The following is a 14,346-nucleotide window of genomic DNA, read 5'->3' as shown; positions in this document are numbered from 1 at the left end:
AGTCCCCTTTGCCTTGGTGGTCAGACGCTGCGGCGGTATTTACCGCCGACTTCGAAGAATGCCTCGCTGATCTGACCGAGTGAGCAGTAGCGAACAGCATCCATCAGGCCGTCGAAGACATTCCCGCCCTCGGTGGCCGCGGCCTTGAGCCGGGTCAGGGCAGCCTGCGCATCGTCGCGGTGGCGATCGTGGAACTCGGCCAGACGACGCAGCTGCGACTGCTTCTCCTCGTCCGTCCCCCGTGCCAACTCGATGATCGACTGCTCCTGGCCGATGTTGTCATTGAGAAAGGTGTTGACGCCGATGATGGGCAGCGAGCCGTCGTGCTTGCGATGCTCATAGAGCATCGACTCGTCCTGAATCCGGCCACGCTGATAGCCGGTCTCCATCGCGCCGAGCACGCCACCACGCTCCGATATGCGTTCGAACTCCACCAGGACCGCTTCCTCGACCAACTCGGTGAGTTCCTCCACGATGTACGCGCCCTGGAGCGGGTTCTCGTTCATCGACAGGCCCCACTCCTTGTCGATGATCATCTGGATTGCCAGCGCGCGACGAACCGACTGTGCTGACGGAGTGGTGATCGCCTCGTCGTAAGCGTTGGTGTGCAGTGAGTTGGCGTTGTCATTGAGCGCGCACAGCGCTTGCAGAGTCGTGCGGATGTCGTTGAAGTCCATTTCCTGCGCGTGCAACGACCGCCCTGAGGTCTGCACGTGGTATTTGAGTTTCTGGGCCAAGTCGTTGGCCCCGTACCGATCGCGCATCGCGATGGCCCAGATCCGCCGGGCCACGCGCCCGAGGACGGTGTACTCCGCGTCCATCCCGTTGGAGAAGAAGAACGAAAGGCTAGGGGCGAAGTCGTCGATGGCCATGCCGCGCGCGAGGTAGGACTCCACGTAGGTGAAACCATTGGCCAGGGTGAAAGCAAGCTGGCTCAAGGGGTTCGCGCCGGCCTCGGCGATGTGGTATCCGCTAATGGACACCGAGTAGAAGTTGCGGACCTGGTGATCGATGAACCATTGCTGGATATCCGCCATGCAGCGCAGGGAGAATTCGGTGGAGAAGATGCACGTGTTTTGACCCTGGTCTTCCTTGAGGATGTCCGCCTGCACGGTGCCACGCGCTGTCGACAGGGCAGTATCCCGCAACGCCGCGGCCTCGTCCGCGTCGGGCTCGCGTCCGTTGCTGTCGCGAAAAGAGTCGAGCTGCTGGTCGATCACGGCATTGAGGTACATCGCCAGGATCGTGGGCGCAGGCCCGTTGATGGTCATCGACACTGATGTGGAAGGCGAGCACAGATCGAACCCCGCATAGAGTTCCTTGATGTCATCGAGGGTGGCCACCGATACGCCGGATGTGCCGACCTTGCCGTAGACATCCGGCGCCGATCCCGGGTTGCATCCGTACAAGGTCACCGAGTCGAACGCTGTCGACAGACGTGTGGCGGGCTGCCCGGCACTGAGCAGGTGGAACCGGCGGTTCGTTCGGGCCGGATCGCCCTCCCCAGCGAACATCCGGGTCGGAGTCTCTTCGGTGCGCTTGAATGGGAAGACGCCCGCCGTATACGGGAAGTAGCCGGGCAGGTTCTCGGCGCGCAGGAAGCCGACCAGCTCGCCATGGTCTGTCAGGCGCGGCAGTGCCACCCGTCGAATCGATGATCCGGACGGTGTCGTACGCGTGAGCTCGGTTTGGATCTCTCGACCGCGCACCACGTAGGTCAGGTCGTTACCCGCGTAGCTCTCCTGGATAGCTGGCCAGGATTCCAGCAGCGTGCGAACCTCAGGAGCCAACTCACGCGCGAGGCCATCGCGCAGATTGTCCACTGCCTGGACAGCGCTGGCCTGCCCAGCGCTGTCCAGCATGGCTGAGGTGGTGTCGAGCTGTTGAAGCTGTCGCGCAAGCTCGGCCTGTCGAGCTGTCTGCTTGTGGTAGCCCCGGACCGTCCCGGCGATCTCAGCCAGATAGTGCTCGCGACCTGGCGGCAGCACTGCGGCAAGCCGAGTCGACGTGTGCCCCTCGACAACAGGCAGCACACCATCGAACCGCTCAAGTCCCTTCTCTGCCAGCGAGGACTTCAGGCAGTGGTACAGAGAAGACACTCCATCATCATTGAAGCGCGCCGCGCTCGTGCCGAATACCGGCATCTGCTCCCAAGCGGTGCCGAAGGCGCCCCTGTTGCGGATCAACTGCCGGGCGACATCGCGGCGTGCATCTTCGGCCCCTCTACGCTCGTACTTGTTCACTGCGACGACGTCCGCATAATCGAGCATGTCGATCTTCTCCAGCTGCGATGCGGCCCCATATTCCGGCGTCATGACGTACAGGCTGACATCGACGTGGGGGACGATGGATGCGTCTCCTTGACCGATTCCGGGGGTCTCAACGACTACCAGGTCGAACCCAGCCGCCTTGCACGCGGCAATGATGTCGTCAAGTGCCTCGGGCACCTGACGTCCGGCCTGACGAGTGGCGAGCGAGCGGAAGAAGACAACGCTGGGATCGATGCTGTTCATACGGATGCGGTCGCCGAGTAACGCGCCGCCGCCTCGCTGCCGCGTCGGGTCGATGGCGAGCACGGCTATGCGCAGTTTGTCCTGGCTGTCTCGGCGCAGGCGACGGACGAGCTCGTCGGTAAGTGACGACTTGCCGGACCCACCCGTGCCAGTGATGCCCAGAACGGGAATTGATGTCTGGTCCGCCGCTGCCCGGACCGCCTGGGCAAGCTCGGGGTCGGCGCTGGCCTGGAGGACAGTGATGGCACGGCCGAGTGCGGCGGCGGAGCCTGAGATCACAGAGTCGACGTCCACCTGGCTGGTGCTGAGGTTGGTGTCACACTCGGCGATGAGTTGGTTGATCATGCCCGGCAGGCCAAGCCGTTGACCGTCCTGAGGGCTGAAGATGCGAACGCCGACCTCGGCCAGCAAATCGATTTCCGAAGGAACGATGACCCCGCCCCCGCCGCCGTAGACCTTGACATGCGCAGCGCCCATCTGGCGTAGGCGCTCAACTAGATAGTTGAAGTACTCGATGTGCCCGCCCTGGTAGGACGAAATCGCCACCCCCTGCGCGTCCTCCTGCACAACAGCCGTAACGACCTCGTCCACCGATCGGTCATGACCGAGATGGACAACCTCGGCACCTTGTGCTTGGAGGAGTCGCCGCATGATGTTGATCGCCGCATCATGACCATCAAACAAACTTCCAGCGGTCACGAACCGCACAGGGTTGACAGGCACGTGCATGAAGGCCCCCCTTCACGTCGTCTGTGATGAGTGCAGAAACCGGGGTCTATTGGCGCCAGCTTCGGCGGACCATAAAATACTAGGATATCCAAGGGAAAATAACTAGAGTCCATGAAATCGGGAGAATCCAGTCTCCCTATCTCACAAAATCGCAAAACATGGGCTCTATTATTCTTTGGACGTTGTACTATTTCGACATCTCAGGAGTGCCTAGCGTCCATGAGACGTTGCGGAGGCCAGATTCATCCCAAGGGTCTGTTGCCATTTCGAATGGCGGGGGACACGTGAGTTTGTGGGCAATGGGGACTGACCTGAGCTCGATTGCCTTGCAGAGTCGAGGCTCTAGATGTCTCTGACCCAAGTTGGCCGAAAGTGTGCGAAGGGGGTGCAGAAATGGTCGTTTGTGAGGATAACTCGCAGGGCATGCAACCCAACGATCGTGCACCCTCAGTTTCTCCCCGCTACCAACGTGAATGTTCAACTCGTTGAGCGTTCAGTACGGCAGAGGGTCCCTGAGAGAGCAGGGGCCCTCAGTCGTATCGGAGGGCCGCGTACAACTGCGAATCTACCCGATGAGGTAGTTGGCGAACATGATGCTGCTTCAGACGACTCACCTAGTAAGGTACGGCTTACCTAAAGTCGAGACTGGATAGCCGCTATGCAACTCGGAAGATATGGCGTGCATCACACAGGCGTCCTGTGCAGTCGCCGCTCAACGGCCTGTCGCGGCCAGTAGCGCACCGCCTAGTCCATGCTTCAAGTCCTCATTCCCAAGCGCTGAGCGGTTGGGATCGTCGCAAGTAGCGGAGTCCGATGCAGGCTGCACTCGCGGCAAATGCGATGCGGCTGGAAGGCGACCTAACCAATACCGTGGTGCCCGGGAACCCCCCCCCCCGGGGCACCACGGTATTTCGGCCTGGTACTTACGCTTGGCGCGGGAAGTTATACACGCGACGGGCATTGCCCTCGGCGATGAGGCGAGCCTCGTCGTCAGGAACATTCGCCAGCGACTCCTCGAGCATCTTGCGCGTGTGCGGCCAGTTGCAGTCGGAGTGGGGGTAGTCGGACTCGAACATGATGTTCTCCACGCCGACGCGGTGGCGCGCCTCAAGGCCCGCATCGTCTGCGATGAACGGTGCGTACATGTTGCTGTACCAGCGATCCGACGGCTTCACGTCTTGGTTCACATCGTTATACGAGCGGTGCCGCTCCCAGACATAGTCGGCTCTTTCGAGGACGTAGGGAACCCAGCCGATGCCGCTCTCGGAGAGCACGAACTTGACGCCCGGGTAGTTGTCGAAGATGGGCGACCAGATGAGCTCGGTGGCCGCGTAGGCCGAATTGAAGCCGAACGAGGTGATGGTCACGGGGAACTTCGTCGACAGGCCCTCGTCGGAAATGCCCAGGGGGAAGCCGCCGGAGCCGAAGTGCACCGAGAGTGGCAGATCCCGATCCTGGACGGCCTGCAGGAGCGGGTTCCAGTGGTCGGAGTGCCACGAGGGCAGACCGATGCCCAGACGATGTGGTGCCTCGAGGTAGGCGATGCTCTTGGTGCCCTTGTCGGCTGTGCGATGGATCTCGGCCACCTGGCGCTCCATCGAATCCCAGTACGGCAGGATCGTGAGGGGAATCAGTCGATCCGGGTAGGCCGGGCACCACTCATCCAGGATGAAGTCGTTGTACGCCTGCACGCAGACGTAGGCGAGGTCCTTGTCCTTGAGTGTGGAGAACCCGCTGCCGGCGAATCCGGGCATGTTCGGGAAGTTCAGCTCTGCCCAGACTCCTTCGATGTCCATGTCCTTGATGCGCTCGTGAACGTCATGGCATCCGTCACGCATCTCGTCGTAGCTCGTCGGGTCCATGCCGAAGGCCTCGCGCGGCTTGCCCGCGACCGCGTTCAGCGCGAAGTTGCCGTGGGGCTCACCATCGATCTCCCAGTGGTCGCCGTTGACCTTGTCGAAGACGAGCTTCGGGCCGACGTCCTTGTACTTTGCTGGCAGGCGGTCCTGCCAGACGCTGGGGTGCTCGATGACATGGTCATCGACGCTGATGATCTGTGCATCCTTGGGAAGCATGGGCTGGTCCTCCTAGCCGAGAGGGTGTCGATGGGCGCGATGTCAGTAAGTTGGCAATACGAATCTGGGCGCAGCGTACGAGTGCACCTTGTACGTCGAGTAGGGACCAAAGTCCCTAGACAGTTTCATCAGAAGTCCGGACAGACACCGATGCAGTCGCGGATCGAAAGCTGTGGACTGAGTTTGTCGAATCATCAACGCCCCCCTGTTCTCGGCGTACCGTTTGCTGTCGACCTTGGCTCCGAACCAGTTTCGATTCGAATTAACCCAATCAATGTAGTGGACCATGCGCAATACCGTTTGGGAGCAGTTGATCTCTTGAACGTCATCCATTCTGGCAGGTCGATCATCCGTTGACTGGCAGGCGCTAAGGAATGATGTTCGACAACTGGACACCCGTCAGGCGATGTGTTCTGAAACCATGGGTCCCCTCTTGCAACGCAGACCAAGTTCAGATAAGGGACTGCCCCCGCTTTAGTTGCCTGGCTCGATTGAGGGTTCGGGGCGCGATTGCGGTCTGCGTGTAGATGGTCTCAAACTCGATCGGGGTGAACTTGCCGAGGCCCCCCGTTGGCATGAAGAAGGGTCACGAGAAATCATTGGCCCTTCGTCGTTGGGGGAGGGCGAGCAAGCTCGTTCGGCGCATTGTCGGGATACATCCTGCCCAATCAAAAGTGCCGAGGGTTCGGTACCTCGCAAGTTGGCATGAATAAGCCGCGCGAGCGACGCAGCGAGTGTCAATCAGCTGCGGCAATCCCCACCAATGGAATTTTCTAGAGGTGCTGCATTTTCGCAAGGCGAGGCTGCCTGGCCGATGGAGCGGCTGACATCGAGCCCGAGGGGGTTGAGGTCCCGCGTCTCAGGTTGAGGCGCCCAGCCGTTTCCAGTGTTCACGTAGTTCCATGTGGGACCGTGAAGCACGATTGAAGCCAGGGCGGTCAGGAGTCTGTCCACATGCTCGGAGGTGGTGCCCGCGCCCAGGCTTACGCGTACAGCGGTGCCCGAGGGCGAGAACCGCGCTAGCAACGGATGCGCACAGAAACGTCCATCTCGAACGCCGATGCCGAATTCCGCGGCGAGGATCGTGGCCAGTTTGCTGCTGTCCCAGTCGCGGATCACGAATGAGGTAACTGCCATGCGATCAGGCGCGTCATCCCAGATGCGGAGTGTTGTCAGGCCGGGAATCTGGGCAAGACCTTCGTCGAGCCGGGCAAGTAGTTCTTGCTCGTGACGTTGCTGGGCACCGGGGGGGAGCGCCGCGAGGGACGAGCAAGCGTGGGCTAGCGCGATGGCGCCGAGGATATTGGGGGTGCCTGCTTCATGGCGTGCAGGCGCGGGAGCCCATCGCACTGAGTTGCTCGTTACTTCATTGACTGCACCACCACCGGCCAAGTGCGGTGGCGCGGCATTGAGCCAATCCGCGCGGCCGATAAGAGCCCCAGCGCCAAATGGGGCGTACATCTTGTGGCCGGAGAATGCGATGTAGTCCACACCCAGTGCCGAGATGTCGATGCGGCGATGGGGAGCCAGCTGCGCGGCGTCCACTGCGATTCTGGCGCCATGTCTGTGCGCGATGGCGACGAGGTCGGACAGAGGCAGAGCCTCGCCCGTGACATTCGATGCGCCGGTGATCGCAAGGAGGGACGCGGGCGTGCGTGCAAGTTCGGTCTCTAGCGCCGTCAAGGTTTCCGCGACCGTTGTCTGAGTCTGCACGGTGCGCGGTTGATGTGCCCTCCACGGCAGCAGATTCGCGTGATGCTCGATATCCAGGTGGACAACTGATCCACCATCGGGAATGCAGGAAGCCAGGAGATTCAACGCGTCAGTGGTGTTGCGCACGATTACCGTGACATCCTCGCTGCGAGCGCCAACGAAGGAAGCAATGGTCTGCCTTGCAGATTCGTAGAGATCAGTGCTGACCTGGGATGCGAAACCGGCTCCTCGATGCACATTCGAGTAGTAGGGAATGACAGCGTTGACGCGGTCAACAACGCTTGACAGAGCCGGCGCACTGGCTGCGACATCCAGCCCGGCATAGGTGATGGAGCCACCTTGAACGAGTGGCGCCTCAAGATCTGCTCCGGCTACTGGCAGCAATGCCGCAATATCAAAGCGAGCGGGGTCGGTGAGGTGGGCTGCTGAGGGATTCAGTGACGACATGGCGATCCTTAGGTCCTTGGACCCGACAGGTGCATCGTGCCCGCGTTTGTCGCTGCGCGTGTGCGACAGCAACCGGGTCCTCACCCAGGGCACCCCACCGCGGTGGAGGGTTGCCGGCCGACAAACTGGGGTTTTGCATCGGCACTCGTGACCTAAGGAAAATAGTAGGACATCTTTGAGCGCATTGCTAGCCCAGCCACCCGACTGGGCCAAGATCAGACAAGCGCGTCAGTGTTCCGCGGATTTGGCATGTGGCCAATAGGCGGGAAAGCGGTGGAGACCAGTGGGATGAGTGCGAATGCTCATACCTCGTGAACGGGGTGTGCGTGTTCGGTGCCGCGCATATAGCCGCGGTCACTTTCTAGCTTTGGCCTTTTTCGGTGGCAGTGCGCTGACTTCCAGCATCGCGCGTTCAACCCATGATGCGGTTGCTGACAGGGTCGAAGCCCAGTCGGTGGGAAGCGCGATGTATCCGCCCATCGGGCGCTCCACTGGGCCGTATGGGCCGGTGCCTTCAATAGCTGTGAGTTCGTCTCGACTTGACAGGTCGAGGAGCTTGACGCCGAGGCTGTCGCCAAACAGGCCGGCGAACATGTTGCCGTTGACGAATGCGCCGAGATTTCCGAACATCGCCTTGACTTCAACACCTGGTGCAGCAGGGATCAGCGCGCGGAACTGGGCCTTCGCCTCGTCGCTTGGCTTGGGAATCTGCATGATTCACCTTCTCCCAGTTGTGCTGGTCTGTCGACAAGACTCGACGTGTGCGTCCAGTGAAATGGCGGTGGCGTCAGCAGTGCAGGTGCGGCATCGTCGCCATGCGCATGGCGAGTTCGTCTGCGTCGGAGTTCGCGGTGTTCCCTCCAACGACGTAGGTTTCGCCGTCTTTGAGGCAGCGGAACTGCAGGCGTGCCTTCTTCAGGAACTTTGCGGCGAGGGACGCGCCGGAGGATTCAGGTGACTTCGACTTCCAGTGAGGCACTATGCGCTCATCGATGAGTCGCAGGGTGCGTGGGGCCTCCGCGGCGTTGTAGCCATCGGGGAGGAAATGCGGGTCGTCCATGAGGTCGATGCCGGCCAGATCTGGGCCGGCTAGGCAGGCGCCGGCTGAATAGCCGCCGTAGGCCAGATCCTGGTCATCTCGCACCTGTCGCAGGGCGTTGTCGAATCCGGCCTGCGCCGTGGCTCGGGCGAGCACGAAGGTGTTGCCGCCAGCCACCCAGACAAGCTGTGACTGAGCGAGCGCGTCGGCGAGATTACCCGGATCGCCGAAATGCTCTCGGAGATCGAGTTCCCGGCATGAGTACCCCAGCGCTGCCAGTCCGGCTGCTTCGACATCGAAGACTTCCTGGCGCTGGGCGCTGGATCCGTCGAGAGCATTGAGCACAACCAGAGCCCGGGCGTTGTCCGAGGTCGCCGCCAGTACCTTGCGGTCGTCCGCAAGTCCACTGGAACTGAGATACAGCGTCGAGGTCATGCTGCGATGGTAGGTCGCATACGTCGTTCGCGTCGAGGAATCCGCGGCGTGCAAGCAGTTCCTTGAACGTAAGCCAGCACACAGAACTCATGCGGCACCCGCTCCTACCTTGAGGCAAGCGTCGAGATGCGGCGCGTATGCGAAAGGAATGCAGATGGCTACATCGGTGGCAAGCAAGACACAGAACCGGACCTCGACAGAGGCGATCACGCGAGGCGCCATCGGTGGCCTTGCTGGTGGCGTCGTCGGCGGGATGGTCTTCGGGATGATGATGCAGATGATGTCGTTCATGCCCAATATCGCCATGCTCGTCGGCAGCGACTCGGTACTAGTCGGCTGGGCGGCGCACCTGGCGATCTCCATGGCCCTGGGTGTTGCCTTCGGACTGATCGTCGCGCAGATCCGCGCCGGCTACGCAGGCTTCGCGGCCATGGGCGTCATGTATGGCGTCATGTGGTGGGTGCTGGGAGCGCTGCTACTCATGCCCGCAAAGCTGGGGATGCCCACGTTCCAGTTCGACACCATGGCCTGGCAGTCCCTCATGGGCCACATGATCTTCGGAGCCATCCTTGGCCTGATCACCGCGGCCGCGGTGAAGCAGGGCGCTGCATCACGTGCCGCACAGTGATGACGCTTGTGGGGCCTGCACTCAGGCCCCACACCTCACCGTCCTGGTCGCCGAGCACTGTGCTGCGTGCGAGCGCACGCCTCAGGTGCTGGCCGTGATTGCCGCACTGGTGCCGGGGCTCACCGTCACAGTCATCGATGTGGACCAGGAGCCAGTACCGGCAGGGATTACCCTGATCGGAACACCCACCTACCTGGTCGAGGGGCGGGTGGTCTCGCTGGGGAATCCCGAACCGCGGCGCATCGCGGACCTGCTGAAGGGGCTGGATGCGAATGGGCACTGACGCTCATGATCTGGGAGCAGCCGGTTGGATGCTGCCAGACAAGGTCTGGCGACTGACCGAGGTCGACATCTTCCAGGACCTAGGCGCGGCCGAGGTCGAGGGCATCGCCATGTCGGCGCAGATGAAGGAAGTGGCTGCAGGATCACTACTCATCTCACCCAATCACACCAATGAAGTGTTATTCATCCTCAAGACGGGGCGAGTGCGCTTGTACCGACTAGCCGCCGACGGACGCAGCCTGACCACGGCCATCATCGAGCCAGGACAGATCTTCGGGGAGATGCTTCCCATGGCCCAGCAGTTGGACGACACCTATGCAGAGGCGCTGGAACCCAGTGTTGTCTGCATCATGAGTCGCAGTGACGTCAATGGGCTCCTCCTTGCCGACCCCCGGGTGGCCGCTCGCGTCGCCGAGGTACTCGGCGCGCGAGTACTGGACCTCGAGCGGCGCCTGGGTGACACCGTGCTCATGTCGGTCCCGGCTCGGATCGCATCGACGTTGGCGACCCTGGCACGAATCGATGGCGGCGAGGTGCGTCTTACTCACGAGCAGTTGGCCGATCTCGTGGGCACGACGCGCGAAACCACCACCAAGGTGCTCGGCGACCTGCGCCAACGCGAGCTTGTGCGACTGCGTCGGGGCCGGATCCAGATCGTGGACGTTCGCCTGCTGATCCAGCTGTCACGCGATGAGGAGCTTGCGCCGACCACAGGTCGAGCACGCGCCGGGCGCTAGCCCTGTGCCGGGACCGCCCATGCGCGTTCCGTGGAATATTGCTGAATGTTGCGGGGTTCCCGTTCTACGACCCGAAGTGAATGGAGCCCGCATGAGCGCATCAGGCTTGACCAGGTACAGCACGCAATGGTGCGGCTACTGCCAACGCCTCAAGGCGCAGTTGGCACGAGCCGGCGTCACCTTCACTGAAGTCGACATTGAGGCCGATGCCGCGGCCGCCGCTCTTGTCGAAGGGGTCAATGGCGGCAATCGCACCGTGCCCACAGTGGTCTTCCCCGATGGCACCGCGATGACGAACCCGCCGGCGGCCATGGTCGTGGAGCGGCTGGCCGCGACCGCCTGAGTCAGCAACTGTCCCAGCCGTCAACGACCCGGACCAAGCAAGGAGGCGACGATGCGTGTCACCCTGATGTACTTCAAGGACTGCCCGAACTGGCTCGTGGCGGCGAACAATCTCCAGCAAGCCCTGAATGTCGACCAACTGGCCGGCAGCGCGATCGACATTGTTGAAGTGACCACGCAGGAGCAGGCCGACGAATTGGGGTTCGCGGGCAGCCCGACTATCTTTGTCGACGACCGCGACCTGTTTGCCGACCAGGCAGGCGCACCTGGACTCGCGTGCCGGTTGTATTCGACTGGCACTGGTTTTGCCGGGGCGCCGACAGTCGAGCAGATCACCGCAGCCCTGGCGCGAGTGGGCTAGCCGCAGCACACGCCCCGCCGAAGTCGCGTCAGCGCAATAGCGCGCGGCGGAATCTGAGCAATGCGGTGAGGGCTCGCCGTGTCCAGGGGCGCTCGAGCTGCGCCTTGGTCGCGTCGATGGCTGCATTCCATGCTCCGTCGGCGTAGGTCGGGTATGGGTGCATGGTGCCGGCGATGTCGCGCGTGCGCAGGCCCTTGCGCACTGCCAGGGTGAGTTCGCCCAGGCTCTCTCCGGCACGCGGGCCAACGAGCGTTGCACCCTGGATGCGACCGTGATGGTCCATGGCAAGGCAGGCGAAGCCATCGGTGTCGTCGTGGGTGACAGCCCGGTCCACAAGCTCATGCTGGCGCGTGAAAAGTGCGGTGTTCGATCCTGGTGGGCGTCCCCAGGTCGCGGTGCCAACTGATGCCACCTCGGGGTCGGTGAAGGTGACTCTCGGTATGGCCCGCACTTCTGCCTTGCGGCGCAGGCCCAGCACGGCATTGCTGGCCGCTAGGCTGCCGTGGACGCCGGCCGTGTGCGTGAATTGCGGGTGCCCAGTCAGGTCGCCAGCCGCCCAGATCCGCCGGTTGCTCGTGCGCAGGGCCGCGTCGACGATGACATAACCACGCTCATCGCGATGCACACCCACCGCATCAAGTTCCAGCGAGCTGGTGTTCGGCGTGCGCCCGACAGCGACGAGCAGGCGGTCGAAGTCGATCTGCAGAGGGCTGGCACCTTCAGGTGCAAGCATGAGCGATCCCGCACCATCGAACGTTCCGTGGACGCTGGACACTGTGCGATTCGCCAGGATTCGAACGCCGTCTCGGACAAGGGAGCGCTGCACGGCGTCAGCGGCTCGCGGATCCTCGCGGGGAAGGATCCGCGAGCTGGCCTCGATGATGGTCACCTCGGATCCCAGGCGAGCGAATGCCTGGCCCAGTTCGCAGCCGATGCTGCCGCCACCGAGGATCGCGAGACGCTTTGGAAGTGCCCCGAGGTCCCACAGGCTGTCGGAGGTCAGTGCTGGGCACGCATCAAGTCCGGGGATGGACGGCAGTGTCGGGCTCGCCCCCGTCGCCAGAAGTGCCTGGCAATACTGCACGAGCTGGCCGTCGACATTGATGGCACCGGATGGCAGGAAGCTCGCCCTGCCCGAGATGACGCTGATGCCCTCGGAGTTGAGTGCCTCGATCGAATCCACGGGCTCGATACGCCTGATCGAGCGACGAATATGGTCCATGACCTCGCTGAAGTCGACGGTGATGCTGGCGACGTGGATGCCCAGCCGACCGGCATTGCGCGCATCGGACGCTGCAGCGGCGCTGGCCAGCAGCGCCTTGCTGGGCACGCATCCCGTCCACAGGCAGTCGCCTCCTGTGCGATCTGCCTCGATCAGCACGACACTCGCTCCGAGTTGGGCTGCGGTCTTGGCTGCGACGATCCCGGCGCTTCCACCTCCCACGACGGCCAGATCCCAGGTCGCGAGAAGCGACGCGTTCATGGGCGCTCCTGCTCTAGGACAACGGAGAGGTGCTCCTGGAGTTGGCGAACCAGGCGTTCATCGGGCGTGCGCGTAGCACCCAGTTCATGGAGCAGGGCCAAAAGCTGTTGGTACTCGGCCGTTAGGGTCGCGCATTGCGCGCACGTGGCCAAGTGTCGCTCGATGAGCGTGATGCGCTCCTGCCCAAGCATGGCGTTGGGATCGGCATCGAGGTATCGCTGAAGCTGACGTGCAGTCCACCAGCACGTGACCCAGTTTCGCCGTGTCTTCACGAGTGCGAAACACCCTGGAGTGGACGCATTCTTCCCTTAGCGAGTTTCTCCCGAAGGGAATAGTGAGCTGGGTTCCGGACTTTCCTGATCATGGCAGGGAAGCGATGACGGCCGGATTTGGCACGCCTAGACCCCAGGCTGACAGGATCCAAATCCGGCGGCGGAGCAATGACCGATACCGGACGCGACTTCTGGTCAGGTGGTGCATGGGCCTTGCGCTGATTGCCAGCCTTTCGAGCGGGCCTGGCGCACTCACTGAGGTGCACGCTAGCCCGCAGCCGGACCTTCGAGCCGTGCAGGCCCAGGTCACTGCTCTGGAGATGCGAGCGGCCGGGGCCAACGAGGAATACAAGCAGGCATTGGCCCAACTGGGGCGCACGCGCGAGCAGCAGGCGAGCCTGCGCAACCGATTGGTCCGTGAGAGATCGATGCTTGCGATCTACGAGCAATCGACCAACGCACTGGCTCGAGCGGCGTACATGTCGGGAGGGCTCCCACCGTCCATCCACCTGCTGATGGCTGATGACCCGCGCGAGCTGCTGTCCCAGGCTGACCGGCTGGACGCGGTGGCTCGCTCCCAGATTACGAGCATCCGGCGTTCCCAGGCGGCTCGCGCCGTCGTCGAGCAGCACGAGGCAGCACTGGCCGATCAGGGTCGCGTTGCGGATCGGATTCTGGATCAGATGCGTGCCGCGAAGCAGGCGATCAACACCCGGCTTGCCCAGGCTCGGTCCCTGCTCGCGGCATTGCAGCCGGTGCAGCGCGAGCAACTGGCCTCACAGGCAGCTGACCGCGCCAGGCAGGCTCGCGCAGAGGCCCGGCGGGTGTCGCAGGCACTGGCATCGACCACACGAAGGCCCGTGAGCTCGAGTTCACGGGCAACGGCAGCAGTGCAGTATGCGCTGTCACACGTCGGGTCCCCTTACTCGCTGAATGCCCATCCGCCGACGTCATGGGACTGCTCGAAACTGACGGCGGCAGCCTGGAGCCGTGGAGGGGTCGGGCTGACGGCCTTGAGCTACGCGCAATGGAACCAGGTGCAGCGCATTCCCAGTTCCCAACTGCGACCTGGCGACCTGGTGTTCTACTTTCGCGGCGATGCCCACCATGTCGCGCTATACGTGGGCAACGGCAAGATGGTGAGTGCATCGAATCCTTCCGACGGTGTCGAGGTGATCGACTACCTCGGGCCCTGGTATGCCGAGCACTACAGCGGCGCTGGGCGCGTGCTGTGATGACGTCGGCGAGCGAGTGGAATACCGGCGCGAGATGACGGGGTTTCCGATCCGT

13 protein-coding genes and 1 riboswitch are annotated in these 14,346 nt (G+C 62.6%); of the genes, 6 read left to right on the top strand and 7 right to left on the bottom strand.

Annotated elements, in window-relative coordinates; translation table 11 throughout:
- Window positions 1–20: 20 nt before the first annotated feature.
- The 5 genes from Q7L55_08940 to Q7L55_08920 form a co-directional block, all read right to left on the bottom strand.
- The gene (locus Q7L55_08940) at window positions 21–3,242 is read right to left on the bottom strand and encodes a methylmalonyl-CoA mutase family protein (protein MDO8732677.1); all 3,222 of its coding nucleotides are present in this window, start codon (window positions 3,240–3,242) and stop codon (window positions 21–23) included.
- A gap of 923 nt (window positions 3,243–4,165) precedes the next feature.
- On the bottom strand, window positions 4,166–5,317 hold the full coding sequence (locus tag Q7L55_08935) for an amidohydrolase family protein (protein MDO8732676.1): 1,152 nt from the start codon (window positions 5,315–5,317) through the stop codon (window positions 4,166–4,168).
- Window positions 5,318–6,058: 741 nt separating this feature from the next.
- A complete protein-coding gene (locus tag Q7L55_08930; protein ID MDO8732675.1) occupies window positions 6,059–7,477 on the bottom strand; it encodes an aminotransferase class V-fold PLP-dependent enzyme in 1,419 nt (472 codons plus the stop codon).
- Window positions 7,478–7,514: 37 nt separating this feature from the next.
- Window positions 7,515–7,630, bottom strand: a riboswitch (SAM riboswitch).
- A gap of 201 nt (window positions 7,631–7,831) precedes the next feature.
- Window positions 7,832–8,191 (bottom strand): TfoX/Sxy family protein, encoded by a 360-nt coding sequence (locus tag Q7L55_08925; protein MDO8732674.1) that lies wholly within the window; start codon window positions 8,189–8,191, stop codon window positions 7,832–7,834.
- 73 nt (window positions 8,192–8,264) lie between these two features.
- Window positions 8,265–8,951, bottom strand: a complete 687-nt coding sequence (locus Q7L55_08920) for a Type 1 glutamine amidotransferase-like domain-containing protein (protein ID MDO8732673.1) — start codon at window positions 8,949–8,951, stop codon at window positions 8,265–8,267.
- Window positions 8,952–9,105: 154 nt separating this feature from the next.
- Between Q7L55_08920 and Q7L55_08915 the strand changes: the two genes are divergently transcribed.
- The 5 genes from Q7L55_08915 (at window position 9,106) to Q7L55_08895 (ending at window position 11,301) form a co-directional block, all read left to right on the top strand.
- The gene (locus Q7L55_08915; GenBank protein ID MDO8732672.1) at window positions 9,106–9,579 is read left to right on the top strand and encodes a hypothetical protein; all 474 of its coding nucleotides are present in this window, start codon (window positions 9,106–9,108) and stop codon (window positions 9,577–9,579) included.
- On the top strand, window positions 9,566–9,862 hold the full coding sequence (locus Q7L55_08910) for a thioredoxin family protein (GenBank protein ID MDO8732671.1): 297 nt from the start codon (window positions 9,566–9,568) through the stop codon (window positions 9,860–9,862). Before Q7L55_08915 ends, Q7L55_08910 begins: the two co-directional genes overlap by 14 nt.
- Window positions 9,852–10,598, top strand: a complete 747-nt coding sequence (locus Q7L55_08905; protein MDO8732670.1) for a Crp/Fnr family transcriptional regulator — start codon at window positions 9,852–9,854, stop codon at window positions 10,596–10,598. Before Q7L55_08910 ends, Q7L55_08905 begins: the two co-directional genes overlap by 11 nt.
- A 91-nt stretch (window positions 10,599–10,689) precedes the next feature.
- Window positions 10,690–10,941 carry a mycoredoxin gene (locus Q7L55_08900; GenBank protein ID MDO8732669.1) on the top strand — a complete coding sequence of 84 codons (252 nt, stop codon included), beginning with the start codon at window positions 10,690–10,692 and terminating at the stop codon, window positions 10,939–10,941.
- 51 nt (window positions 10,942–10,992) lie between these two features.
- Window positions 10,993–11,301, top strand: coding sequence for a thioredoxin family protein (locus Q7L55_08895; GenBank protein MDO8732668.1), 309 nt, complete (start codon window positions 10,993–10,995; stop codon window positions 11,299–11,301).
- 28 nt (window positions 11,302–11,329) lie between these two features.
- On the opposite strand, the gene Q7L55_08890 is transcribed toward Q7L55_08895, so the two are convergent.
- Together Q7L55_08890 and Q7L55_08885 are read right to left on the bottom strand one after the other, a co-directional pair.
- Window positions 11,330–12,784: an FAD-dependent oxidoreductase gene (locus Q7L55_08890; GenBank protein ID MDO8732667.1), complete on the bottom strand. Its 1,455-nt coding sequence runs from the start codon at window positions 12,782–12,784 to the stop codon at window positions 11,330–11,332.
- Window positions 12,781–13,056: a zf-HC2 domain-containing protein gene (locus Q7L55_08885; protein MDO8732666.1), complete on the bottom strand. Its 276-nt coding sequence runs from the start codon at window positions 13,054–13,056 to the stop codon at window positions 12,781–12,783. Before Q7L55_08885 ends, Q7L55_08890 begins: the two co-directional genes overlap by 4 nt.
- A 206-nt stretch (window positions 13,057–13,262) precedes the next feature.
- Between Q7L55_08885 and Q7L55_08880 the strand changes: the two genes are divergently transcribed.
- The gene (locus tag Q7L55_08880; GenBank protein ID MDO8732665.1) at window positions 13,263–14,291 is read left to right on the top strand and encodes an NlpC/P60 family protein; all 1,029 of its coding nucleotides are present in this window, start codon (window positions 13,263–13,265) and stop codon (window positions 14,289–14,291) included.
- The last annotated feature ends 55 nt before the right edge of the window (window positions 14,292–14,346 follow it).

Source organism: Actinomycetota bacterium, from assembly GCA_030650795.1.
Lineage (GTDB): Bacteria > Actinomycetota > Actinomycetes > S36-B12 > S36-B12 > UBA11398.
This window is presented reverse-complemented; position numbering and strand designations above follow the sequence as displayed.

Coding starts and splice junctions, on each gene's coding strand:
- Q7L55_08935 (MDO8732676.1), bottom strand. CDS start 5,317: ATGCTTCCCAAGGATGCACAGATCATCAGCGTCGATGACCATGTCATC.
- Q7L55_08925 (MDO8732674.1), bottom strand. CDS start 8,191: ATGCAGATTCCCAAGCCAAGCGACGAGGCGAAGGCCCAGTTCCGCGCG.
- Q7L55_08895 (MDO8732668.1), top strand. CDS start 10,993: ATGCGTGTCACCCTGATGTACTTCAAGGACTGCCCGAACTGGCTCGTG.
- Q7L55_08900 (MDO8732669.1), top strand. CDS start 10,690: ATGAGCGCATCAGGCTTGACCAGGTACAGCACGCAATGGTGCGGCTAC.
- Q7L55_08905 (MDO8732670.1), top strand. CDS start 9,852: ATGGGCACTGACGCTCATGATCTGGGAGCAGCCGGTTGGATGCTGCCA.
- Q7L55_08930 (MDO8732675.1), bottom strand. CDS start 7,477: ATGTCGTCACTGAATCCCTCAGCAGCCCACCTCACCGACCCCGCTCGC.
- Q7L55_08940 (MDO8732677.1), bottom strand. CDS start 3,242: ATGCACGTGCCTGTCAACCCTGTGCGGTTCGTGACCGCTGGAAGTTTG.
- Q7L55_08890 (MDO8732667.1), bottom strand. CDS start 12,784: ATGAACGCGTCGCTTCTCGCGACCTGGGATCTGGCCGTCGTGGGAGGT.
- Q7L55_08920 (MDO8732673.1), bottom strand. CDS start 8,951: ATGACCTCGACGCTGTATCTCAGTTCCAGTGGACTTGCGGACGACCGC.
- Q7L55_08915 (MDO8732672.1), top strand. CDS start 9,106: ATGGCTACATCGGTGGCAAGCAAGACACAGAACCGGACCTCGACAGAG.
- Q7L55_08880 (MDO8732665.1), top strand. CDS start 13,263: ATGGGCCTTGCGCTGATTGCCAGCCTTTCGAGCGGGCCTGGCGCACTC.